General features: G+C 72.3%; 21 protein-coding genes. 17 read left to right on the forward strand and 4 right to left on the reverse strand.

All coding sequences use genetic code 11. The features are described from left to right. Nucleotides 1-34: 34 nt before the first annotated feature. The 8 genes from JGU66_23210 to JGU66_23245 all read left to right on the forward strand — a co-directional run bounded on the left by JGU66_23210 (nt 35) and on the right by JGU66_23245 (nt 11,155). Nucleotides 35-520 (forward strand): purine-binding chemotaxis protein CheW, encoded by a 486-nt coding sequence (locus JGU66_23210; GenBank protein MBJ6763690.1) that lies wholly within the window; start codon nt 35-37, stop codon nt 518-520. Next, the gene (locus JGU66_23215) at nt 517-1,998 is read left to right on the forward strand and encodes a chemotaxis protein CheR (GenBank protein MBJ6763691.1); all 1,482 of its coding nucleotides are present in this window, start codon (nt 517-519) and stop codon (nt 1,996-1,998) included. The genes JGU66_23210 and JGU66_23215 overlap by 4 nt, the downstream gene beginning before the upstream one ends. Next, a complete protein-coding gene (locus JGU66_23220) occupies nt 1,995-2,606 on the forward strand; it encodes a chemotaxis protein CheW (protein MBJ6763692.1) in 612 nt (203 codons plus the stop codon). The genes JGU66_23215 and JGU66_23220 overlap by 4 nt, the downstream gene beginning before the upstream one ends. Further along, nucleotides 2,603-4,246 carry a methyl-accepting chemotaxis protein gene (locus tag JGU66_23225; GenBank protein MBJ6763693.1) on the forward strand — a complete coding sequence of 548 codons (1,644 nt, stop codon included), beginning with the start codon at nt 2,603-2,605 and terminating at the stop codon, nt 4,244-4,246. Before JGU66_23220 ends, JGU66_23225 begins: the two co-directional genes overlap by 4 nt. A gap of 2 nt (nt 4,247-4,248) precedes the next feature. After that, the gene (locus JGU66_23230) at nt 4,249-6,441 is read left to right on the forward strand and encodes a response regulator (protein ID MBJ6763694.1); all 2,193 of its coding nucleotides are present in this window, start codon (nt 4,249-4,251) and stop codon (nt 6,439-6,441) included. Beyond that, entirely contained in the window at nt 6,438-7,472 is a 1,035-nt protein-coding gene (gene cheB / locus JGU66_23235) for a chemotaxis-specific protein-glutamate methyltransferase CheB (GenBank protein ID MBJ6763695.1), read from the forward strand. The genes JGU66_23230 and cheB overlap by 4 nt, the downstream gene beginning before the upstream one ends. A 119-nt stretch (nt 7,473-7,591) precedes the next feature. Next, entirely contained in the window at nt 7,592-9,298 is a 1,707-nt protein-coding gene (locus tag JGU66_23240) for a GAF domain-containing protein (GenBank protein ID MBJ6763696.1), read from the forward strand. Between the two features lie 72 nt (nt 9,299-9,370). Further along, nucleotides 9,371-11,155, forward strand: coding sequence for a cation:proton antiporter (locus tag JGU66_23245; GenBank protein MBJ6763697.1), 1,785 nt, complete (start codon nt 9,371-9,373; stop codon nt 11,153-11,155). Nucleotides 11,156-11,160: 5 nt separating this feature from the next. Here the strand turns inward: JGU66_23245 and JGU66_23250 are convergent, their stop codons facing one another. After that, nucleotides 11,161-11,574 carry a response regulator gene (locus tag JGU66_23250; GenBank protein ID MBJ6763698.1) on the reverse strand — a complete coding sequence of 138 codons (414 nt, stop codon included), beginning with the start codon at nt 11,572-11,574 and terminating at the stop codon, nt 11,161-11,163. 258 nt (nt 11,575-11,832) lie between these two features. Between JGU66_23250 and JGU66_23255 the strand changes: the two genes are divergently transcribed. From JGU66_23255 to JGU66_23275, 5 genes are all read left to right on the forward strand, one after another. After that, nucleotides 11,833-12,042: a hypothetical protein gene (locus JGU66_23255; GenBank protein ID MBJ6763699.1), complete on the forward strand. Its 210-nt coding sequence runs from the start codon at nt 11,833-11,835 to the stop codon at nt 12,040-12,042. Nucleotides 12,043-12,141: 99 nt separating this feature from the next. Continuing rightward, the gene (locus JGU66_23260) at nt 12,142-13,620 is read left to right on the forward strand and encodes a HAMP domain-containing histidine kinase (GenBank protein ID MBJ6763700.1); all 1,479 of its coding nucleotides are present in this window, start codon (nt 12,142-12,144) and stop codon (nt 13,618-13,620) included. Next, nucleotides 13,602-14,993 (forward strand): sigma-54-dependent Fis family transcriptional regulator, encoded by a 1,392-nt coding sequence (locus tag JGU66_23265; GenBank protein ID MBJ6763701.1) that lies wholly within the window; start codon nt 13,602-13,604, stop codon nt 14,991-14,993. Before JGU66_23260 ends, JGU66_23265 begins: the two co-directional genes overlap by 19 nt. A gap of 57 nt (nt 14,994-15,050) precedes the next feature. Continuing rightward, nucleotides 15,051-15,506, forward strand: coding sequence for a response regulator (locus JGU66_23270; protein MBJ6763702.1), 456 nt, complete (start codon nt 15,051-15,053; stop codon nt 15,504-15,506). A 265-nt stretch (nt 15,507-15,771) separates the two neighbouring features. Then, on the forward strand, nt 15,772-17,268 hold the full coding sequence (locus JGU66_23275; protein MBJ6763703.1) for a PAS domain-containing protein: 1,497 nt from the start codon (nt 15,772-15,774) through the stop codon (nt 17,266-17,268). A gap of 7 nt (nt 17,269-17,275) precedes the next feature. Here the strand turns inward: JGU66_23275 and JGU66_23280 are convergent, their stop codons facing one another. Beyond that, complete coding sequence (locus tag JGU66_23280; protein MBJ6763704.1) at nt 17,276-17,647, reverse strand: response regulator; 372 nt, start codon at nt 17,645-17,647, stop codon at nt 17,276-17,278. A gap of 17 nt (nt 17,648-17,664) precedes the next feature. After that, complete coding sequence (locus tag JGU66_23285; protein MBJ6763705.1) at nt 17,665-18,828, reverse strand: PilZ domain-containing protein; 1,164 nt, start codon at nt 18,826-18,828, stop codon at nt 17,665-17,667. 409 nt (nt 18,829-19,237) lie between these two features. Between JGU66_23285 and JGU66_23290 the strand changes: the two genes are divergently transcribed. The 4 genes from JGU66_23290 (at nt 19,238) to JGU66_23305 (ending at nt 23,060) form a co-directional block, all read left to right on the forward strand. Continuing rightward, nucleotides 19,238-19,687, forward strand: coding sequence for a transcriptional repressor (locus JGU66_23290; GenBank protein ID MBJ6763706.1), 450 nt, complete (start codon nt 19,238-19,240; stop codon nt 19,685-19,687). Between the two features lie 135 nt (nt 19,688-19,822). Next, nucleotides 19,823-20,296, forward strand: coding sequence for a hypothetical protein (locus JGU66_23295; protein ID MBJ6763707.1), 474 nt, complete (start codon nt 19,823-19,825; stop codon nt 20,294-20,296). Between the two features lie 259 nt (nt 20,297-20,555). Next, the gene (locus JGU66_23300) at nt 20,556-21,905 is read left to right on the forward strand and encodes a hypothetical protein (protein ID MBJ6763708.1); all 1,350 of its coding nucleotides are present in this window, start codon (nt 20,556-20,558) and stop codon (nt 21,903-21,905) included. 243 nt (nt 21,906-22,148) lie between these two features. Continuing rightward, nucleotides 22,149-23,060 carry a metallophosphoesterase gene (locus JGU66_23305; GenBank protein MBJ6763709.1) on the forward strand — a complete coding sequence of 304 codons (912 nt, stop codon included), beginning with the start codon at nt 22,149-22,151 and terminating at the stop codon, nt 23,058-23,060. Between the two features lie 10 nt (nt 23,061-23,070). Here JGU66_23305 and JGU66_23310 read toward each other — a convergent pair whose 3' ends face one another. Then, nucleotides 23,071-23,505 (reverse strand): DoxX family protein, encoded by a 435-nt coding sequence (locus JGU66_23310; protein ID MBJ6763710.1) that lies wholly within the window; start codon nt 23,503-23,505, stop codon nt 23,071-23,073. Between the last annotated feature and the right edge of the window lie 272 nt (nt 23,506-23,777).

Below are 23,777 nucleotides of genomic sequence, written 5' to 3' on the forward strand. Positions count from 1 at the left end.
CGGCACTTCCCCCACCCGCTTGCGATACCCACCCATGAATCCCTTTCCGGAGGCGGGTCCGCGCGAGGTGCTGGTGTTCATCCTGGATGGCCAGCGCTGCGGAGTGCCCACCGAGGACGTGCGCGAAATCGTCCGCGCCGCGAGCCTCACGGCCCTGCCTCGCGCGCCGGATGTGGTGGAGGGCCTGCTCGACTTGCGCGGCGAGGTGCTGCCCGTGCTCGACCTGCGTCGCCGCTTCCGCCGCCCCGCGCGTGCGCTGTCGCCCCAGGACCACTTCATCGTCGTGCGCGCCGGTCCTCGCCGCTTCGTGATGCGCGTGGATCGCGCCGAGGGCTTCCATGCCCTCGCGCCCGGTGAGTGGGACGGCTCGCCGCACGCGCTCCCGGGCGTGGGCTACGTGGCGGGCGTCGCGAAGCTGCCGGATGGGATGGTGCTGGTGCACGACCCGCGTGCGTTCCTCACCGAGGCCGAGTCGCTCCAGCTCGACGCGGCGCTCGCGGCCCCGCCGGAGTCCGCATGAGCGTGGGCCCACCGCTCCATCCGGACTACGCCGCCGTGCTCGACCTGGTGGAGGAGCGCGCGGGGCTCGCGCCGCCGAGCTGTCCCGCCGCCGCCGAGGAGGGCATCCAGCGCGCGCTGGCACGCACGGGGCTGACGGACCTGGTGGTGTATCGACAACGCTTGGAGGAGGACCCCGCCGCGCTGGATGACCTCCTCGGCGAGCTGACCGTCGGCGAGACGTACTTCTTCCGCACGCCCGAGCACTACGAGTACCTGCGCCGGGTGGTGCTGCCCGACCTGCGCGAGCGCCTGGGCCCGGAGCACACCGCGCGCTTCTGGAGCGCCGCCTGCGCCTCGGGCGAGGAGGCGTACTCGATGGCCGTCCTCCTCATGACCGAGGGCTGGGCCGAGCACATGTCTGTCTATGCCACGGACATCTCGCGGGTCGCGCTGGCCCGCGCGCGGCTGGCTCGCTACGGCGAGTGGTCCTTGCGAGGCCCCGCCGCGGAGCGCATGCGGCCCTATCTCAGCCACGAGGCACGCGCCTTCACGCTGTCCGCCGACGTGCGCCGACACGTGCGCTTCGCCTATCTCAACCTCGCGGTGGACACGTGGCCCTCGCCCGGCAGCGACGTCTGGCGACTGGACGTCATCTTCTGCCGCAACGTCTTCATCTACTTCAACCGGCCCACCGTCGAGGCGGTGGCGCGCCGGCTCCACGACTCGCTGGCGGAGGGCGGATACCTCATCACCGGTCCGTCGGATCCGCCCCTGTCGAACATCGTGCCGCTGGAGCCCGTGCTGACGGATTGGGGCGTGCTGTACCGCCGGCCCCTCGCGCGCACCGCCATCCCGCACGCCGTGCCCGTCGTGGCTCCCGCACCACCGCCCGACCCTCCCGCCTACGTCCCGCCTCGTGCCCCCGCGCTGGCGCCAGCGCCGCCGCCCGTCCCGCCTCCACCGCCCGAGGAGCCGAAGCCGCCGCGGCTCGACTCCGATGCGCTCGCGAGCGCGCGCCGCGCACTCGACCGGGGCGACTGGCGCGAGGCGGCGCGCAGGACAGGGGCGCTCGACGAGGACCCCACGCGCGCGATGCTCGCGGTGCGCGCCCTGGCCAACCTCAATCCGCAGGCCGCGCTCTACGCGTGCGGCGAAGCAACCCGGCGTCACCCGCTCACCGCGGGACTCCGCTACCAGGAGGCCCTGCTGCTGTTGGGCGAAGGGCGACTCGCTGACGCGGAGCGGACCGCGCGACAAGCGCTGTACCTGGAGCCGGGACTGGCCGTGGCTCAGCTCCTGCTGGGGCACGTGCTCCGACAAGAGGGAGACACGGCTTCCGCCGCGCGCGCCTACGGTGAAGCCGAGGCGCTCTGTCGCAGGCTGCCGCCAGACAGCCCCGTCCCGCTGGGCGAGGGCGAGCGCGCGGGGCGACTGGCGGAGGTGGCTCGCGCCGAGCGACAGCGACTGACGCCTGACACCGATGGAGGCATCGGATGACCCGCGCGTCCGGCATCGATTGGGAAGCTGCGCGGGCGCGCGTCGAGCGACTCATCCGCTGCGCCGAGTCTCCCGATGCGCTCACCGAGGCGGAGGCTCGGGCGCGGCTCGACGCGCGAGCCCGCGAGCTGGCGCGGCCCGCGACTCCGCCTCCGGCCCCCGGCTCGTTGCGGGAAGTGGTGCGCTTCCAGAGCGCCGGCCAGGCCTATCTGCTGGCCTCTCACTTCGTGTTGGAAGTGGTGCGCGAACCCGAGGTGATTCCCCTCCCGGGCGCGCCAGCCCTCCTGCGCGGCCTCACGCTGCTGCGCGGCGAGGTGCTGCCCGTGGTGGAGCTGGCCCCGCTGTTCGGACGACAGCCCTCCGCGCCCCGCGGTCCCCTGCTCGTGCTGGGCACCTCGCGAGCCGAGCTGGTGCTGCGCACCGAGGAGGTCGAGACCGTGTCTCGCCTCGCCTCCGACAACCTCCTGTCGCCGCCCGCGCGACTGGTCGAGGAGGCCGGGCCGTGGGTGGCCGGTGCCCTCGCGGACGGCACGCTCATGCTCGCGGGAGATGCCCTGCTGGAGGACGACCGCCTCGTCTTCGAGCTGTCCGACGAAGGAGCCCCATGACCATCGGAAATCGCATCAGGCTCGGCTTCGGCCTGAGCATGCTGGTCCTCCTGGTGGTGTGCGCGACCGCCTTCCTCGGCGCCCGGCAGCTCACGCGCACCACGCAGGGGCTGCTCGAAGCCCACGACAACTTCCGCAACCTGCGCGAGCTGCGAGCGCTGCTCATCGACGCGGAGACAGGCCAGCGAGGGTTCCTCCTCACGGGCGACAACTCCTATCTCCAGCCGTATCAACAGGCCCTGGCCGAGCTGCGCCAGGACCTGGACCGCCTGCGCGCCGCGCTGTCCAGCTATCCCGAGCAGCGCGCGCGCATGGGCCGGCTGGAGCCGCTGGTGGCCAGCAAGCTGGGCGAGCTGGAGGAGACCATCCGCCTGCGCCGCGACAAAGGCGAGGAGGCCGCCAGCGCCGCGGTCCGCGACGGGCGGGGCCGGGCCCTCATGGAAGAGATTCGTCGCGTCATCGCCGAACTCCAGGAGACGGAGCAGGCACGCTGGGACTCCCACGCGGAGGCGGCCAGCGACACCGCGCAGCAGACGCTGGCGGTGCTCGCCGTGTGCACCCTGCTGGGGCTCGCCATCGTCATCGCGGGCAGCATCCTCACCACCCGGAGCATCACCCACCCACTGCGCCAGCTCATCGAGGGCGCCGAGCAGCTCGGCCGGGGACAGCTCTCGCACCGCATCGACCTCAAGCGCCACGACGAGATGGCGGACCTGGCGGGCGCCTTCAACGCCATGGCGGATCGCCGTCAGCAGTCGGAGGTGCAGCTCGCGCGACAGTCCGAGGAGCGCGAGCACACGCTCAAGACAGTGGCCGAGTTCGTGAATCAGCTCGCCAGCACCAGCGCGGAGATCCTCGCCAGCACCACCGAGCAGGTGGCGGGCGCGCAGGAACAGAGCAGCGCGGTGACGGAGACGGTGAGCACCATCGAGGAAATCACCAAGACGTCCGAGGAAGCCGCCGGGCGGGCGCGCGCGGTGAGCGACACGGCTCGGCACTCGGACGAGGTGGGCCGCTCGGGTCGGCGCGCGGTGGAGGAGGCCGTCTCCTCCATGGGCAGCGTGCGGGAGCAGGTGGAGTCCATCGCCTCGCGCATCCTCGCCCTCGCCGAGCAGGCCCAGGCCATCAGCGACATCATCACCACCGTCACGGACATCTCCGAGCAGACGCACATGCTCGCGCTCAACGCGTCCATCGAGGCCAGCCGTGCCGGCGAGCACGGGCGAGGCTTCGCGGTGGTCGCGTCCGAAGTGAAGGCGCTCGCGGACCAGTCCAAGAAGGCCACCGCGCAGGTGCGCCAGATTCTCGGGCAGATCCAGAAGGCCACGCACGGCGCGGTGATGACCACCGAGGAGGGCACCAAGAGCGTGGCCTCGGCCACCCGCGTCGTCACGGAGGCAGGCGCCACCATCCAGGCGCTGTCGGATCTGCTCACGCAGGCGTCGCTCACGGCCGCGCAGATCGCCGCGTCCGCGAACCAGCAGGCCACTGGCATCGGGCAGATACGTCAGGCGATGCACGACGTGAACCAGGCCACGCAGCAAGGCCTCACGTCGTCGCGCCAGACGGAGCGCGCGCTCCAGGACATCAACGCCATGGGCCAGAAGCTCAAGGGGCTCCTGGGCGAATACGGGCGCTGAGGATGGACCGCGACCGGCTGGCCCAAGCGCTGCTCAACTCCTTCCTCGAGGAGTTGGAGGGTCATGTCGTGTCGCTCAACCGCGACCTGCTCGCGCTGGAGCAAGCCCCCGCCGCGCCCGAGGCGCAGACGCTCGTCTCCGGATTGATGCGCACGCTGCACAGCGTGAAGGGCGCGGCGCGGGCCGCCAGCGCGCCGCTGGTGGAGACCGCCTGTCATCGCATGGAGGAGCTGCTGGGCACACTCCAGCGCGGACGCGCTCCCACGCCGGAGATTTTTGAGCTGTGCTTCGCCACGGTGGACGCGCTGGATGACGCGGGCCGCAAGCTCGCCGCACGAGAGGAATTGGGCGGCTCGGAGCTGGAGGCGCTCGTGCCTCGGCTGGAAGCGGCCACGAATGAGCCCTTCACCGCCGCGGCTCCCGGGGCGGCCCGAGCACCCGTGCCCGCCTCAGGTCCAGGGCCTTCGCCAGCACCTGGTTCAACGCCTTCGTCGCCATCGGGCCGCGCCGCCGCGGAGCCTGGGTCCCCGACGCAGGCCCCGGTCACCGAGGCGCTGCCCGTTCGAGTGTCCGCCCAGAAGTTGGATGCCCTGCTCGCGCGCAGCGGAGAGCTGCGGGTGGCCACGCTGCGCTTGGAAGGGCGCGCCGAGCCGCTGGACTCGCTGCGCGAGGAACTGACCGGACTGCGCGAAGCCGTGCGCGGCACTCCCGCCGAGCCCGTGCTGCGGCGCGCGGAGTCCGAGCTGACGCGCGTGGCTCGGACACTCGCCGCGGATCAACGACTCCTGGGGCAGGCCGCCGCGGGTCTCGACGACGAGGTCCGCCGTGCGCGCACCCTCCCCTTCGAGGAAGGCTGCACGGGCCTGGAGCGCGCCGCGCGCGACGTGGCGCATGACCGAGGGCTGCGCGTGCGCCTGGAGGTGCAGGGCGGCTCCTTGGAGCTGGACCGTTCGCTGCTCCAGTCCCTGCGCGAACCGCTGCTGCACCTCGTGCGCAACGCGGTGGCGCACGGCTTGGAGCCCCCCGAGGAGCGGCGACGCGCGGGCAAACCCGAGGAGGGCCGCATCGTGCTCGGCGCGCAACTGCGCGGCAATCGCGTGGTGGTGGAGGTGGAGGACGATGGCCGTGGACTCGACCTGCGCGCGCTGCGCGAGCGGGCCCGCGCCCGAGGTCTCCCTGTCCCCGAGGACGACGCGGAAGCCGCGCGGCTCGTCTTCCTCCCCGGCCTGTCCACCGCCGCCCAGGTGACGGCGGTCTCGGGCCGAGGCGTGGGGCTGGATGTCGTGCGTGCGCAGGTGGAGGCGCTGCGCGGCGGCGTGGCGGTGACGTTCCAACCGGGCGTGGGCACGCGCTTCCTGCTCGACGTTCCCCTCACGCTGAGCACCGTGCGGGTGCTGCTCGTCTCCGCCGGAGGGCAGACGCTCGCGCTGGCCAGTGAAGCGGTGGAGCGCCTGGTGCGGCTGTCTCCCGAATCCGTCCGCGAAGTCGAAGGTCGCGCCACCTGGGCGACCGGGAGCGCGCTGGTGCCGCTCGCCCCGCTGGCCGAGCTGTTGGGCCTGCCCGCCAGCCCGCCGCAGGCGCGGCTCAAGGCGGTGGTGCTGGACTCGGGCACGGCGCGCGCCGCGCTGGTGGTGGATGGGGTGACGGCCGAGCAAGAGGTGTTGGTGCGCCCGCTGGGGCCTCGCGTGCGGCGCGCGCGCCACGTGTCCGCCGCGGCGGTGCTGCCGGACGGCCATCTGGCGCTCCTGCTCAACCCCGCGTCACTGGTGCGAGCGGCGGGCGGGCGAGCGGCCCCCGACCGCTTCTTCCCTTCCCCGCAGGCCCGGCAGGCGCGCCGCCGCGTGGTGTTGGCGGACGACTCGCCCACCACGCGCGCGCTGGAGCTGAGCATCCTGGAGAGTGCGGGCTACGAGGTGGTGCCGTGCGTGGACGGCGCCGAGGCCTGGGAGCGACTCCAGGCGGGAGGGGCGGATGCGCTGGTGCTCGACGTGGAGATGCCTCGGATGGATGGCTTCGCGCTGACGGAGGCCGTGCGCGGCTCCCCTCGCTTCGCGCGCCTGCCCGTGGTGCTCGTCACCGCGAGGGACCGCCCGGAGGACCGCGCGCGCGGCCTGCGCGCCGGCGCGAGCGCATATCTGGTCAAGAGCGCCTTCGACCCAACGAGCCTGCTGGAGACCCTGAGGCGACTGCTATGAGAACGAGCCCCTTGCGCATCGTGGTGGCCGAGGACTCTCCCACCGCGCGCCGCTTGCTGGTGGAGATCCTCCGCGCGGACAGCGGCCTGGAAGTGGTGGGCGAAGCCCGCGACGGCGTGGAGGCGGTGTCCCTCACCGAGCGGCTGCGCCCCGACCTGGTGACGATGGACATCCAGATGCCGCGCATGGACGGCCTGGATGCCACCCGGCGCATCATGACGGACGTGCCCACGCCGGTCGTCGTGGTGTCCACGCTGGTGGAGCGAGACATCCAGACCTCCATGGCCGCGCTGCGCGCCGGCGCGCTCGCCGTGCTCCAAAAGCCCGTGGGCCCCGAGTCCCCGTCCTTCGACGCGGAGAGCCGCCGCCTGCGCGACACGCTCCGAGCCATGGCCGAGGTGAAGGTGGTGCGCCGCTGGCCGGACCGGGTCACCCCCGCGGCCGCGCCCCTGGCGCCTCCGCTCGCCACGCGCCCCTCCATCGTCGCCATGGCCGCCTCCACCGGCGGGCCCGCCGCGCTGTACCAGATTCTCTCCGGGCTCCCCGCCAGCTTCCCCGTGCCGGTGTTGGTGGTGCAGCACATCGCGCTGGGCTTCGGTGATGGACTCGCGCGGTGGCTCGGCACGGCCACGCCCCTGCGCGTGAAGGTGGCCGAGGCGGGCGAGCCCCTGAGCCCCGGCTGCGTCTACCTCGCGCCGGATGACCGGCACCTGGGCCTCACGGCCGACGGGCGCGCCGAGGTCTCCAGCGCCGCGCCCGTGCATGGCTTCCGTCCGTCCGCCAACTGGCTCTTCCGCGCGGTGGCGCGCACCCATGGCGCGGCCTCGCTGGCCGTCATGCTGACGGGCATGGGCCAGGATGGACTGGATGGCATCCGCGAGCTGCACCAGGCGGGAGGCCGGGTGCTCGCGCAGGACGAGGCCTCCTCCGTCGTCTACGGAATGCCCGGGGTGGTCGTGGGCGCTCACCTCGCGCACGAGGTGCTTCCTCTCGAGCAGCTCTCCGAGCGGCTCCTGCGCGCCTTCGCCTAGCGAACAGCGCCCCGCGCGCAGTGTCGACTGCGCCGAGAGCTGGGGAGGAATCGCCACGGGTCGGGATGGCCACCGCCCTCGCGAGGTGTCCATATCAGGTGCTCACGACGATCCACCCGATGTCCGCCTCCGCGCTTTCGCCTCCCTACGAGGCCGCGTTCGCCGCGCTCCCCGACGCAGCCCTCCTGCTCGATGACACCGGGCGGGTGCTGGCGTGCAGCCTCGCGGGTGCCCGCTCGCTCGGGCTCTCGGTGGAGCAGGTGGTGGGCCGACACTGCGCGGAGCTGGGCCTGATGCCCCAGGCCGTCGCCTCGCTGGAGGCCACGCGCGCCCAGGCGCTCTCCTCGCGCGGCCCGCTCGCGGTGGAGGTGCCCTGGCCCACGCTCCAAGGGCCCGCGCCGCACGCCGTGCTGCTCACGCCCCTGCCCGGTGATGGCACAGCCCCTACCCGCGTGCTGCTCACCGCGCGGCCCCTCACCGAGGCCGAGGCCATGTACGCCCGCGCGCTGGAGGTGGAGCAGGCCGCGCGAGCGGAGATGGAGACGGCCGAGCGCCGCCGCTCGTTCCTCTATCAGGCGATGACGACGCTGTTCACCCACCCGCCGGATCCGCAGGGCATGTACACGCTGCTGGCGCATCTGGCGGTGCCCGACCTGGCGGACTGGTGTCTGGTGGATGCGCTGGAGCAAGGGCCCTGGGTGGCGCGCGTGGCCGTGGCCAGCCTGGACCCCACGCAGCAGGAGCGCGCGCGCGCGCTGCCCTCTCGCACGGAGATGCACGAAGACGCCCCCGTGGGACTGCTGCGCGTGCTGCGCACGGGTGAGCCCGAGCTGGTGCCCGCGGTGACGGACTCGCTCCTGCGCGCCGCCGCGGCCGAGCCCGCGCATCCCGCGCTGCTCCAGCTGCTCCAGGCGCGCTCGTACATGATTGTCCCCCTGCGCGCGCGCGGGCACACGCTGGGCGCCGTCACCTTCGTGTCCTCGGACTCCGGGCGCCGCTATGGCCCGGACGACCTGGCGCTGGCGGAGGACCTGTGCCTGCGCGCCAGCCTCGCCATCGACAACGCGCGACTGGTGGGCGAGTCGCGGCGGGCCGCGCGGGCTCGCGAGGACCTGCTCGCCGTGGTGTCGCATGACCTGAAGAACCCGCTGGGCGTGGTGCAGCTCGGCGCGGCGCTGCTGACGCGCGGCGCGGCGGGCAAGCCGGGGAGCGAGGCGGTGGCGAAGCAGGCCGCGCGCATCCACGACGCCGCGGAGCGCATGTCCCGGCTCATCTCGGACCTGCTGGACTGGGGTCGGCTGGAGGCCGGTCGGCTGCCGCTCGACACGAGCGAGCACTCCGCCGCCGCGCTCGCCACCGAGGCCCTGGAGTCCATCCGCCCGCTCGCCGAGGCCAAGGGCCTGCTGCTGCAAGCGAACCTGCCGCCCGAGTCCCTGCGCGTGCGGTGCGACCGCGGTCGCGTGCTCCAGGTGCTCGGCAACCTCCTGGGCAACGCGCTCAAGTTCACGCCCCTGGGCGGCACGCTCGCCGTCACGGTGACGTCACGGCGCGGCGAGGTGGACTTCTCCGTGCGCGACACCGGCACGGGCATCGCGCCCGAGGCGCTGCCCCACATCTTCGACCGCTACTGGCAGGCGCGCGACGCGGCCAGCCGGGGCACGGGGCTGGGGCTCGCCATCGCCAAGGGACTCGTGGAAGCCCACGGAGGCGCCATCCGCGCGGAGAGCATCCCAGGAGTGGGAAGCACCTTCACGTTCACCCTGCCCGTGCAGGGCCCCAGCTCCACGGGCGCGCCACTTCCCGGGCTCGCGCCGCCGAGCCTCTGACCCCGCCGGGCACGCGGCACCGCGCCGCACTCCACGTTGCCGCGTCGGTGGTGGGCGTGAGAAGGAGGGGCCATGTCCTTCCTGCATCACGCCCTCATCTTCCTGGCCGCCGCGGTGGTGGCCGTGCCCTTGTTCAAACGGCTCGGCCTGGGGTCCGTGCTGGGCTATCTGGCGGCGGGGGCCGTCATCGGACCGTATGGCGCGCGGCTCATCGCGGACGTGGACAGCATCCTCCACGTGGCCGAGCTGGGCGTGGTGCTGTTGCTGTTCCTCATCGGGCTGGAGCTGCAGCCCGCGCGCTTGTGGCAGCTGCGACGCTCCGTGTTCGGCATGGGCGGCGCGCAGGTGGTGGCCACCGGCCTCCTGCTGACGGGCGTGGCGTGGGCGCTGGGCCTGCCGCCGGGCGCGGCCCTCGTGAGCGGCTTCGGCCTGTCCCTGTCGTCCACCGCGTTCGCGCTCCAGCTCCTCGCCGAGCGCAACCAGCTCACCACCGAGCACGGTCGGCTCGCGTTCGGCATCCTCCTGTTCCAGGACCTGGCCGTCATCCCGCTGCTGGCGCTGCTGCCGCTCCTGGGCCACTCCACCGAGCCCTCCGCCGAGCCGGGCTGGGTCACCGGGCTGAAGGCCGCGGCCGCGCTGGCGCTGGTGGTGGTGTCGGGGCGCTACGTGCTGCGCCCGGTGTTCCGCATGGTGGCGTCGTTCCACAGCCAGGAGCTGTTCACCGCCACCGCGCTGCTCGTGGTGGCGGGCACCGCCGCGCTGGTGAACGCGGTGGGCCTCTCCATGGCGCTGGGTGCCTTCCTCGCCGGCGTGCTCCTGGCCGAGTCCGAGTACCGCCACGAACTGGAAGCGGACATCGAGCCCTTCAAGGGCCTGCTGCTCGGCCTGTTCTTCATCGCCGTGGGCATGTCGGTGAACCTCTCGCTCATCGCCGCGCGGCCGTGGCTCGTCACGGGGCTGGTGCTGGGCCTCACCGCGCTGAAGGCGCTGGTGCTCTACGGCCTGGGCCGCTTCTCCTTCCGCCGGAACGAGCCCGCGTGGAGCCTCGCGGTGGTCATCTCGCAGGGTGGCGAGTTCGCCTTCGTCCTCTTCTCGCTGGCCGTGTCCTTCCAGGTGATGGACCGCGCCCAGGCGGACCTGCTGGTGGGCGTGGTGGGGCTGTCCATGGCCGTGACACCCTTCCTGTCCGCCGCGTATGAGCGCTGGGTGCGCCCGCGCCTGGCGAACGCGGGACCGGCGCGCGAGTACGACGTGTCCCCGGAAGAAGACCACCCCGTCATCATCGCGGGCATGGGGCGCGTGGGTCAGGTGGTGGCCCGTCTGCTGCGCGCCAAGCGCATCGGCTTCACCGCCATCGACGCCAGCGCCGAGCACATCGACTTCATCCGCCGCTTCGGCAACAAGGTGTTCTACGGCGACGCGTCGCGGTTGGACCTGCTGCGCTCCGCGCGCGCGGACAAGGCGAAGGTGTTCGTGCTCGCCATCGACGACATCGAGGCCTCGCTGCGCACCGCGCGCACGGTGAAGGAGCACTTCCCGCACCTGGCCATCTACGCGCGCGCCCGCAACCGCGTGCACGCCTACAAGCTCATCGAGCTGGGCATCACCCACTTCATGCGCGAGACGTTCGACTCCAGCCTGGTGCTGGCCGAGGACGTGCTCCAGGCCCTGGGCCTCACCTACTCGGAGACGCGGCGCGTGGTGGACCGCTTCCGCGAGTACGACGAGGCCATGGTGCGCGAGACGGCGCAGTACCACCGCGACGAGAAGGCCCTGATGGCGATGGCCGCCCGCGCGCGCGAGGAGCTGGAGCGCATCTTCGAGCAGGACGCCGCCGAGGAGAAGAAGTCCGCCTGAAGTCCTCAGGCCGCGCCGCCGGCGTCCACGACGGCGGCGCGCAGCACGTCCAGGTCCACCGGCTTGTCCAGCAGCGCGTGGGCGCCCAGCCGCTGGGCCTCCGCATGCGTCTCCGCGTCCGCGAAGGCGCTCAAGAGCAACACCGGGCACGTGAGCCCGCGCCGCCGCAGCCGCGCCAGCACCTCCAGCCCCGAGCACCCGGGCATGCGCACGTCGCTGACGATGACATCGGGCGGCTCCAACGACCCCCCCTGCCCGGCCATCATCTCGACGTAGTCGGACAGCTCGAAGCCATCCTCCACCTCCACCACCGTGTGCCCGGCGCGAGACAGCGCGCGCACCAGGAGGGCACGCATGGCGTCATCGTCCTCTGCCAGCAGGATGCGCAGCGCACGGGGAGCGGCGGGAGGAGCGGTCATCGCGGGAGTCCACCTGGGAGGGCAGGGCATTCACCCTCCGGGCCAGCACGGCACATGCCAGCCGCCGCGTCCGAGTCCGCTCGCTTCGGGTCCACCTCGCCCCGGGGCATCCTGCCCCTGTCGGGGCAATCTGCCCCACCCGCGCCGGGGAGTTCCGCCCCGCGCACCGAGGTGCTCCGAGGAGAGGCGGTGTTGGCACGCCGGCTGCTCTAGCCCGGGACATCCCCGCACCATCGCGGGAACAACCCGGAGCAAACCATGAAGCGCACCACGTCCCTCGTCGTTGGTCTGACCTTCGCTCTCGCGTCGATGAGCGCCTTCGCTACCGCCCCCAAGGCGGCCAAGGGCACGGACGCGGCGGCCACCGCCCCGGCGAAGCCGGCCGCGAAGGGCAAGAAGGGGACGAAGGCGCACCCTGCCCCGAAGGCCGCCGCGACCCCGAGCGAGGGCGCGGGCAGCGCGAACTGATCGCCTTTCGCAGGTGCAGTACCCGCGGTACCTCTTGCGTACCATCCCCGGTCCGTGCGCTCTTCCCCCTCGCCCACGGACCGGGGGTTGCCTTTTCCCGTGAAGCTCGCCCGAAAAATCACGCTCGCCCTCGTCCTGCTCGCCGTGGCCGTCATGGCCGGGCTGCAGACGTTCCAGGTGGAGCGAGAGCTGGCGCGCTCCGCCATCGACATGCAGCACGACCACCGATTGCTCGGCCACACGCTCGCCGGGTCCATCGGAAAGGCGTGGCAGCTGGCCGGTGAGTCGGAAGCCCTCACGCTGCTCAACCAGGCCAACCGCTTTCAAGAACAGGTGCGCCTGCGCTGGGTGTGGATTGATGGCGGGCCGGGCTCGGGCTTCGCGCCCCTCTTGCCGCCCGCGCTCCTGGCCTCGCTGCGCGCCGGGCATGACGGCTCGGTGGTGGACGCCAGCGATGACCCGGACGTGCTGCGCTCGTACACGCCCGTGCTGCTGGGCCGCCGCCTGGGCGCCATCGAAATCACCGAGGCCCTGACCGAGCAGCAGCTCCACGTGCGCACCACCATCATGGGCACGGCCATCGCCACGGCCACCATCGCCGTCTTCTTCCTCCTGGCCGCCATGGCCCTGGGCCGTCGGCTGGTGGGCCGCCCGGTGGAGCAGCTCATGACGTTCGCCCATCGCATCGGCGAGGGCGACCTCACCGCGCGCGTGCCCCTGCGCGGAGGCCGCGGCGACGAGCTCACCACGCTGGCCGCGGCCATGAACCGCATGGGCGAGCAGTTGGAAGAGACGCGCTCGCGGCTGGCCACGGAGACCGCGGGGCGACTGTCCACGCTGGAGCACCTGCGCCACGCGGACCGCCTCACCACGGTGGGCAAGCTGGCCTCGGGCGTGGCGCACGAACTGGGCACGCCCCTCAACGTGGTGATGGGCCGCGCCAAGATGATTGCCTCCGGCGAGGCCGAGGGCGACGAGGTGGGCGAGTGCGCCCGCATCATCTCCCAGCAGGCCCAGCACATGACGGCCATCATCCGTCAGCTCCTGGACTTCGCGCGCCGCCGCACGCCCCACCGCGCGCCCGAGGACGTGGCGCAGCTCGTCACGCGCACGCTGGGCCTGCTCAAGCCCATGGCCACCAAGCACGGCGTCACGCTGGCGCAGGACGTGCCCTCGGGCTTGTCGCTGGACGTGGACGGTGGACAACTCCAACAGGTGCTCACCAACCTGGTGATGAACGGCATCCAAGCGATGCGGCGCTCGGGCGCCCTGCGCGTCAGCGCCCAGCACACGCGCGCCGCGCCCCCCGCGGACGTGGGCGGCCCCGAGGCGGAGTGGGTGCGCCTGGACGTGGAGGACGAAGGAGAGGGCATCTCGCCGGAGGTGCTGCCCCACATCTTCGAGCCCTTCTTCACCACCAAGGACGTGGGCGAGGGCACGGGCCTGGGGCTGTCCGTCTCCTATGGCCTGGTGCGCGACCATGGCGGCTGGATTGCCGTGCGCAGCCAGCCAGGGCATGGCAGTTGTTTCTCCATCTACCTGCCCCCGGGAGCCGACTCATGCCAGGCCGCATCCTGATTGTGGAGGACGAGCGCGAGATGCGCGCGCTGCTGGAGAAGGGCCTCGCCCGCCGCGGCTTCGAGCCCCACGCCTTCGGCGCCGCCGACGAGGCCCTCCGGCACCTGGAGTCCGAGGACTTCGACGCGGTGCTCACCGACCTGCGCATGCCCGGCATGGACGGGTTGGGGTTGTGCGAGCGCATCGTCCTCAACCGCCCGGACATCCCCGTGGTGGTGGTGACGGCGTTCGGCAGCATGGAGACGGCCGTGGCCGCCATCCGCGCCGGGGCCTACGACTTCATCACCAAGCCCATCGACGTGGACGCCCTGGTGCTGGTGCTGGAGCGCGCGGTGGGGCATCGCGCGCTGCGCCAGGAGGTGCGCCGGCTGCGCGAGGCGCTGGGCCGTCAGCAGGATGACAGCGGCGTGGTGGGCGAGAGCCCCGCCCTCAAGCAGGCCTACGCCCTCATCGACCGCGTGGCGGACGTGGACGCCACCGTGCTGATTACCGGCGAGAGCGGCACCGGCAAGGAGGTGGCCGCCCGCGCGCTGCACGCCCGAGGCCGCCGCAAGGAGGGGCCCTTCGTGGCCATCAACTGCGCGGCCATGCCCGAGCCCCTCCTGGAGAGCGAGCTGTTCGGTCACGCCAAGGGCGCCTTCACCGACGCCAAGGCCCCGCGCGCCGGCCTCTTCGTGAAGGCCCACGGCGGCACCCTCTTCCTGGACGAGGTGGGAGAGCTGCCCCTCACCCTCCAGCCCAAGCTCTTGCGCGCGCTCCAGGAGCGGGTGGTGCGCCCGGTGGGCGGGGACACGGAAGTGCCCTTCGACGCGCGCATCGTCGCGGCCACCAACCGCGACCTGGAGCTGGCCGTGGAGGAGGACCGCTTCCGCGAGGACCTCTACTACCGCCTCAACGTCATCGGCATCGAACTGCCCCCGCTGCGCGCGCGCGGCAACGACGTCCTCTTGTTGTCCCAGCGCTTCATCGAGCAGTTCGCCACCCGCACGGGCAAGCGCGTGGTGGGCCTGTCTCCGGCCGCCGCGCAGCGACTGCTCGCCTACGGTTGGCCGGGCAACGTGCGTGAACTCCAGAACTGCATCGAGCGCGCGGTGGCCCTCACCTCCTTCGAGCAGCTCACCGTCGACGACCTGCCCGAGCGCGTCCGCAACTACAGCAGCCCTCGCGTCGTCCCGGAGAACACGGACGCCTCCGAGCTGGTGACGCTGGAGGAGCTGGAGCGCCGCTACATCCACCGCGTGCTCGAGGCGGTGGGCGGCAGTCGCACCCTCGCCGCGCGCATCCTCGGCGTGGACCGCAAGACGCTCTACCGCAAGCTGGAGCGCGGCGAGGCGGAGGACAAGGACGGCAAGGAGCCGACCCGCAAAGCCTGACGCTGGCACACGGGATGCTCTTCCCCGGGGACACCTCGAATCCCTTGGGAGGAACGCATGGCCTGGCATGACGGTGCCGACACTGGAGAGGAGCTGCCCTGGGTTCCGGGCAGCGAGGCGCCCCCCGCGGACCCTCGCGTGCTCATCGCCGAGGACGACACGGAGATGCGGCGCCTCATGGCGGAGGCCCTGGGCCGCCACGGCTGCGACATCCTGGAGGCGCGCGACGGTCGCGAGCTCATCGAGATGCTCGTGCGGGGCCGCGCCGGCGTGGCGCAGGTGGTGCCCGACCTCATCATCACCGACGTGCGCATGCCCGGGTGCACCGGCCTGGAGGTCCTCTCCCGCCTGCGCCGCGTCGACTGGGCCACGCCCGTCATCCTCATCACCGCCTTCGGAGACGAGGCCACCCACCTGGAGGCCCGCCGCCTGGGCGCCGCCTTCACCTTCGACAAGCCCTTCGATTTGGATGCCCTCTGCGACGCGGTCCGGACCCTCACCGGGCAGTCGTGAGGCAGTCGACGGCGCGACTGTCCATCACCGCCACATTCATTCACCACCAGCGAACACCCCGGTCGCGGGGCACTCTCATTTTCAAGCAGAGATGTGACGCGCAGTGCGAGTGCCTCGTCCCGCGGGGTGCGTGGCTACCGTCGCGCGAGGAGCGGGGTATGGTGGCGACTGGATGCGCTTCACGTTCTGCCCAGCCACCTCTCGCCTCGCTTCCGCCGCGCCCGCGCGCTCTCCCTGAGAAGGGGCCTGCCCCTTCCGCCCGTCGATGGCCCACGCACCCGCCAACAAGCGCCAGCCCACCGCCGCGCCCGCCATGCCGGACACGAGTGGGCTGGGCCCGCACGCCATCCTGGATGGGCTGCCGGACGCGTTCCTCGCCGTCGACGCGGAGTGGCGTGTCGTCTACGTGAACCCACGCATGGCGGAGCTGCTCGCGGAGCAGGCGCCCTTGGGGCAGGACCTGCGCCACTCGTATCCGGACCTCCTGGGGCTGCGGCAGCACGTGCGCTTCGAGCAACCCGCGAGCACGCAGGACTGCGTCAGCTACGAGTACGCGTGGCCTGAATCCGACACCTGGTTCGAGGTCCGCACGCGTCCGCTCGCGGGCGGCCTGCTGGTGCACGGCCGCGACATCACCCCCGAGCGCGGCGCCCGGGAGCAGGCCCGCCGCACCGACGCGCTCCTCGCGTCCCTCATCGAGGAGACGACGGACGCGGTCTTCACCAAGGACCTGGAGGGCCGCTACCAGCTCATCAACTCCGCGGGCGCGCGGGCCCTGGGACGCCAGCCGGACGGCGTGCTGGGCCGCACGGACCTGGAGCTGTTCTCGGACGAGATGGGCCAGGCCTTCACCGCGAACGACCGGGCGGTGTTCGCCTCGGAGAAGACGCTCTCGTTCGAGAACGTGGAGCACACGTCCAGCGGCAAGCGCGTGTGGCTGTCCACCAAGAGCGTGCTGCGCGACGAGGCCGGCCGCGTGTACGGCCTGTTCGGCATCAGCCGCGACATCACCACGCGCAAGTGGTCCGAGGAGGAGACGCGCCGTCACTCCGAGTTCCAGGAACACTTGATGGGCATCATCAGCCACGACATCCGCAGCCCGCTCGGCGCCATCATGAACTGGTCGCGCGTGCTGGCCACGGGGGGCTCGCCCGAGGACGCGGCGCGCACCAGCCAGCGCATCTCCACCGCGGCGGTGCGCATCGAGCGGCTGACGCGGCTCCTGCTGGACTTCACCCGCGCGCGGCTGGTGGGCAGCGTCATCATCGAGCCTCGGACCGCGGAGCTGAAGGAGCTGCTGGACAAGGTGGCCCACGAGTTCCGCATCGCCTATCCCCAGCGCGACATCAGCGTGGAGCACAAGGGCAACACGCGCGGCCAGTGGGACCCGGACCGGCTGGCCCAGGTGGTGTCCAACCTGGTGGAGAACGCGCTCAAGTACGGGCCCGCCGAGCAGCCCGTGCGCCTGAAGGCGATAGGGCTGCGCACCAAGGTGGTGGTGGAGGTGCACAACGAGGGGCGCCCCATCCCCGAGTCGCAGCTCCCGCACCTCTTCGAGCCCTTCCGGCGCGGCCCGCAGACGGCGCGCACGCTGAAGATGAGCTACGGGCTGGGGCTCTACATCGTCCGGGAGATTGTCCAGGCGCACGGCGGCACCATCGAGGTCTCCTCCTCCGAGGACGAGGGCACGCGCTTCACCGTGACGCTGCCGCGCCGCTCCATGCCGCCCCTGCCCGCGCCGCAGCAGCCTCGGCTGCTGTGAGGGCGCGCTAGCCGTCCAGATATCGGTGCAGCACCGCGGTCAGCTCGTCGCCGATGAAGGGCATGGCCAGATAGTCCGAGCAGCCGCTGTCGAACCCGGCGCGCACGCTGTTGGGCTCCGCGCGCGAGGAGCACAGCACGATGGGCGTCAGCCGCGTGGGGTCCCGGTCGCGCAGCATCCGGCACGTCTCCAGCCCGTCCAGGTGCGGCATCACCACGTCCAGGAAGACGAGGTCCGGGCGCTCCACCGCCGCCAGCTCCAGCGCCTCCATGCCGTCGCGCGCGGTGATGGTGTCGTAACCGCGCTCCATCAGCATCAGGCGATGCAACAGCAACACGGTGGACGAATCATCGACGAGGAGTACCTTCTTGCGTCGCATGGGTCCTCCAGCGAGGGTCACTCCGTGGCTCGGCAGAGCTGCCGCAGGTGCATCAGCCGCTGCGACCCCATGCCGAGGAACTGCACGCCCATGCCCCGGGGATAGGAGAGCGGGCCCCGGGGCGCGTACGGGTGGGCCCAGGCCACCACGCCCTCGGCCTCCAGCACGTCCCGGGTGGTGGGCAGGTGGATGCGCAGCGACACCGCCGCGCCGGCCTTCGCGGGCACCCACGTGCGCACCAACAGCGAGCCGGGGCTCACCCCGGCGGAGAAGCCGGAGACCCACTCTCCGGCGCGCGGCCCGCTCGCGCGGAACTCCAGCGGACAGCAGAACGACACCCGCTCCTCCATCCGCAGGTGCGCCAGCTCGCGGCCCAGCATCGCGTGCAGGTGCGCCAGCAGCGCGGCCGGCCGCAGCGCGCGCAGGCTCAGCCGCACCACCCCGTCCGAGCCCTCCTCGCACCCCACGGTGTTGGACGTGAGCAGGACCACCGGCACGCGGGCCAACCCCGGCTGCGCGCGCAGGCCCGCTCGCAGCCGCGCCAACGCGCCGGGCGGCACGTCGTCCTCGCACAGCAGCACCAGGTGCGGCGTCACGCCGCCCTCCGCCACCCGCGCCACGCCCCCCTCCAGCGTGGACGCGTAGAGCAGGAGGTGGCCACACGACTCCAGGAGCGAGCCCAGGCCGCCGCCGCCTCGGATGCCACCGGGCCCCAGCACGAGCAGGAGCCGAGGGCTGTGCCGCTCCACCACGCGGGCCTCGGGAGCGGGGCGCTCTCCGGCCAGCGCCGCGAGCCGGGCGGCCACCTCGTAGGCGCGCACGGGCGCCACCAGGCAGTCCTCCACGCCGTCGCGCTCGGCGGCCTCCAGCACCTCGGCGGGCGCGTCGCGGTCCACCACCAGCGCCAGCGGCACCCCCGAGAGCCCCAGCTGCGTGCGCGGCCCGGGGCCTCCCGGCGTCACCAGCTTCCAGTGCACCAGCACCATGCGCGGGCGGGAGTTCTGCACCTCGCGGCGGGCCATGGCCAGCGAGCCCGTGGCCACCGGCTCGCAGTCCAGCAACCGCGCCACCCGGGAGAGCGACAACCACGCGTCCCCCATGCTCCCCACCCACACCAGCCGCCGCCGCGAGGGCTGCTCCACGGCCGACGGCTCGGGAACCTGGTGTGCTGCCGGCATCATCGAGACCTCCTCGGCACACTGCCCCGCCAGCCTCGTCCCTCAGGCGCTCGCGACCCGGCTGGACATTCGTGGGTGGATACGGGAAATGCGCCGAAAAGGCATACAGACTCCGGTCCCAGTTCCCGTCCGATGGGAACTACCTGACACCGCCCCGCGAGGCCGAGCCTCCGCAGTGTCCGTGCGCGTCATCACCCCACCCGGGTCCGCGCCGTCCCTCGCCCGAGGACCCAGGCGTGAACCGGAGGCCACCGCCGCCTCCCCCTGCGCCGGGCGCGCGCTCCGGCAACACGGACCGCAGCAGCAACCGGGCTGCAAGTACACCTCTCCTACGGAGGCAATCGGACTTCATCGCGCCGTCGCGCCTCAAGCCGCGTGAATCCGCGTGGCAGGTGCGCTATGCGGACGCCCCATGGGTGCCAAGAAGAACGCCGCGCCGATGAAGCTCACCGACATTCAGGAACGCATCCGCACCGCGGGCCTGCGCAGCACCGCGCCCCGGGTGGCCGTGCTGCGAGAGCTGGAAGGGGCCACCGCGCCCATGAGCCACGCGGACCTGGTGGAGGCCCTGGGCGATGACGGCTACGACCGCGTCACCCTCTACCGCAACCTGACGGACCTCACCGAGGCGGGGCTCGTCAACCGCGCCGACCTGGGCGACCATGTCTGGCGCTTCGAGCTCAAGCGCGCGGGCGCCGAGCACGCGGGCACGCACCCCCACTTCTCGTGCACGGACTGCGGCACCGTCACGTGCCTCCCCGACGAGTCCGTGCGCATCGCCTCCGCGCGGGGCGTGCCTCGCGCCGTGGCCCAGCGTCACGTCGAAGTGCAGCTGCGCGGCGTCTGCGACCGCTGCGCCTGAGCCGCCCGAGCGCTCGCTCTCTCGTCTGCGTGCCGGCGCGGCGCATCGTGCCGCCCCGTCCGTCGCTTGGCGCGGCCGTGACGCCTGCCCACCGTCATTCTCGACAGTCACTTCGAGACTGACGGGAGCGAGCACATGAAGAAGCACCTCTGCCTGCTGGGCGTGTGTCTGGCCACGACGGCGCTGGCGCAGTCGAGCAGCTCGAGTCACGGCACGGGCGTGGACGCCACCCAGGTGGGACCGGCCATCAACGACACGGCCAAGAAGGTCGTGGGTCAGGACGCGGACTCCAAGCAGCGCGAGGCGGAGACGTTCCAGGCCGCCTCCGCCTTCGACCTCCACGGCACCGTGAAGGAAGCCAGGCGCGGACACATCACCGTGGAGCGCTCCGGGTTGCCGCCCGCGCAGCTCGCGGTGAAGGACCAGACCAAAATCTGGCTCGACGGCAAGCGGGTGAAGGCGGACGCCATCCCCGAGGGCCTGCCCGTGCGCGCGCGCTTCCAGCTCAACGGCGACTCCCCCGTGGCGGTGGAGGTCACCGCCAGCACCCCGTCGGGCCCCAGCGGCTCCAACCCGGGCGCCAACGCGCCAATGCACGTCGTCGACTGAGGCACGCCTCGGCGCATCCCGGGGCGAGGAGGTACCCAGGCCATGCCCACGCGCTGCCTCGGCGTGGGCACGCGCGTTCCCACGCCATGCGGCCTCCCCACCCGCTCCGCCCCCGGTACACCGATTGCTCTGCGGCCTCCGAGGGGAGGTCACGGTGATTCGACGAGTGCTGGGCGCGTGTATCGGGTTGGTGGTCGCGGGCGCATGGGCGTGTGGGAGTTCAGAACCCCCCAACAGGCCCCATGGAGAGGAGCCTCCCGTGGAGGAGCCGACGACGGATCCCGACGCGGGCGAGGAGCCTCCGGACGCGGGCATCCCCGACGCGGGTGAGCCTCCGGACGCGGGCCCCGCCCCCGACGCGGGCACGGATGCGGGCCCGCCGCCGGTGGACCCCGCGGGCCCTTGGCCCCAGGACCCCGTGCTCAACTACACGGACCGCTACGGCCTGGACCATGTGCAGTCGCTCACGGTCGATGCCGCGCACAACATCTGGCTGCTCGCCGGCAGTCGCATCGGCATGCTCAGCGCGGACACGAAGAAGGTCGTGTGGACCCAGAACGTGGGCCAGGCGGGCAAGGGCTACACCTCCACCGTCATCTGCGGCGGCGCGGCGGGACAAGCGTACGTGGGCTACCGCTCGAGCGATGACATCCCGGGCGGCAACCGCATCGCGAGCGAGGGCGAGCCCGGCTACGACCCGGCGAACTGGAACTACTACCAGCAGGGCGACGTGGACGTGGTCCAGTGGGACGCGCTCCAGGGCGCCGTGACGCTCCAGGAGCACCTGTACCAATCCACGGGCAGCAGCCGCCCCACCGGGAACGTGCCGCTGGGCATCCACAACAGCAACGACTACCACTACGACGAGGACCGCAGCATCTACTCGTGCGCGCGGGTGATGCGCGGGCCGTATGCCGGTGAGGTCTACATCGGCACGAACCACGGCGTGACGCGCATCCGCGGGCTGACGTACAGCAGCCACCGCCACCCGGTGTTCTGGGTGAAGAAGGACGATGGGAGCTGGTCGCAGCGCACGGGCCTGACGTATGGCCTGGGCATCGGGCAGGACGGCTCGGTGCTCATCGGCAACGACTGGAAGATTGGCATCATCGTCCCCAACTCGGACATGGCCCTGTGGCACTTCGAGGACAAGGGCGCGTTCTACTCGCTCAACACCTTCGTCGAGCCCGTGAACGGAGGCGATGACACGTACCGCAGCGGCGAAGTGCCCTTCGCCTTCTGGCGCGCCTTCGAGCAGACGAAGGACGGCGCCTACTACGTGGGCAGTCACACCGAGGGCCTGTTCCGGCTGGACACGCAGCGTCGCCAACAGACCAACGGCGCGTACACGCTGAAGGTACAGGCGACGACGCGCGTGGAGGAGCTGGGCGGTCGGGGCATCAGCTCGCTGGCGGCCACGGATGACGGCTCGCTCTTCGTGGGCACCGAGGGCGATGGCCTGTGGCGCATCAAACCGGACCGCACGCTGGAGAAGGTCAGCGGCGTGAAGGGCGGCGGCATCCAGCAGCTCCTCTACGACGCCACCGTCACGCCCTCGATGCTCTTCGTCCGGGTGAACAGCAAGGTGTACGTGCTGCGCGGCTACTGAGCCGTCCTCGTCGCGCCGGGCCCCGCGGCGGACGCTCGCTCGGGCGCCCGCCGCGCCAGGTCCTCGCCATCCCGCGCCCCCCAGGGCAGGGAAATGTTCGCGGCCGGGGCCGGGTTGTCCCGAGCCTCCCGAGCCGGCTGTCCGGACAGCGACCGTGCCTCGCTTTCCCGACTTCAACCCACCCCGGTCGGATCTCTAGACTCGGCCCCTGTTCACCTCGTGCGCCGGAGGACACGACACCGCATGCGCCTGAGACTCATCCGCCGCCGCACCCCCGCCTCGTCCCTCCTCTCCCGGAAGGACGCGTCCGCCCCCGCGACAGCAGGCACTCGAGGCCGCAACGAGGTCGTGGCGCGCAACGGAGTGGATCCGCTGCGCCCGGACCGGCTGCGCTGGCGCGACCACTTCGCGCTCACCGAGCACGTGCTCCACCTGCGAGGCATCCACCCCGCGCATCACGGGCTGCGCATCGCCCAGCTCTCGGACGTGCACGTGGGGCAGGCCACCTCCGAGCTGCGGATCCGCCGCGCCGTGGCCGCCGTCAACGCCGAGGCCCCGGACCTCGTCTTCCTCACGGGCGACTACGTCACGCACAGCCCCAAGCCGCTGCCGCGCGTGCGCGAGCTGCTCGCGGGACTCGCGGGCCCGGTCTTCGTCGTGATGGGCAACCACGACCACTGGGTCAACGCGCCCTATCTGCGCGAGGGCTTCGAGCAGCTGGGTTACACGGTGCTCCAGAACGAGCACCGCGTGGTGAGCGTGCGCGGCGCGCCCGTCACCGTGCTGGGCGTGGATGATGGCCTCACGGGCAACGACGACGTGGCGAGCACCTTCCGAGGCGCGCCCGCCTCGGGCACGCGACTGGTGCTGGCCCACACGCCGCCCACCGTGGAGAAGCTCCCCGCGGGCGAGGGCCTGGTGCAGTTCTCCGGACACACGCACGGCGGCCAGTTCATCGTGCGCGGCCTCACCGAGGCGCTGTTCCGCCGCGCGGGCCAGCCGTACATCCGCGGCCACTACAGCGTGAACGGCAATCACCTCTACGTGAACCAGGGCCTGGGCTTCGGCTTCGGCGGCCCGTACCTGCGCCGAGGCAGCACGCCCGAGGTCGCCTTCTTCACGCTGCACGCCGCCTCGATGGCCGCGACCGGGTGAGCGCGGCGGCTCAGTGCCGCAAGCCCATGCGAGGGCCGCCCAGTCCGTCCTCGCGCCGACGACGCGACAGGCTGTACGGCCCGGGGCCGAAGTAGACGATGAGCAGCGCGCCGCCCGCCATGGACAGGTTCTTCATGAAGTGGATGAGGTTGTCCTGCGCCTGCACCGCGTCGCCCATGAGCCAGAACTTGTGGACCATGAAGGCCGACGCGATGAGGAACACGGCCAGCACCGCGGCGCCCAGCCTCGCGAAGAAGCCCAGCAGCACGCACAGCCCGCCCAGCACCAGCGCCGCGCCCGAGGCCAACACCGCGTTGCGTGGATTCGGGATGCCCGAGCTCTGGGCATAGGCAGTCATCGCATCCAGCTGGATGAAGTGGCTCAGGCCGCTGGTGATGAAGATGGCCGAAAACAGCAGCCGGCCAATCGGTGCGAGCAGGCCCATGACGTCCTCCGTGAGACTCCCGCCGCCCGCCCTCCTCGCGCGCATGGGCGGTCCTCTTGTCCAAGATGGACCGCGAGGCGCGAGGCGGCAGGCACCGCCTGGGCGGCCGGTCGCCCTCCAGACACTCCCGCGTCCTTCACGTTCCCCGGTGGACCCCCGCCCGGCCTGCGACAACACGCCACAGCGGAGCGAGCAGGCTCGTCGCTATCCTGCCGCTCGTCGTGAAAGCCTCCTCCTTCATCGCAATGCTGAGCGGCGCGCTGGTGCTCGCG

It is taken from the genome of Myxococcaceae bacterium JPH2 (assembly GCA_016458225.1).
Taxonomy (GTDB): domain Bacteria; phylum Myxococcota; class Myxococcia; order Myxococcales; family Myxococcaceae; genus Citreicoccus.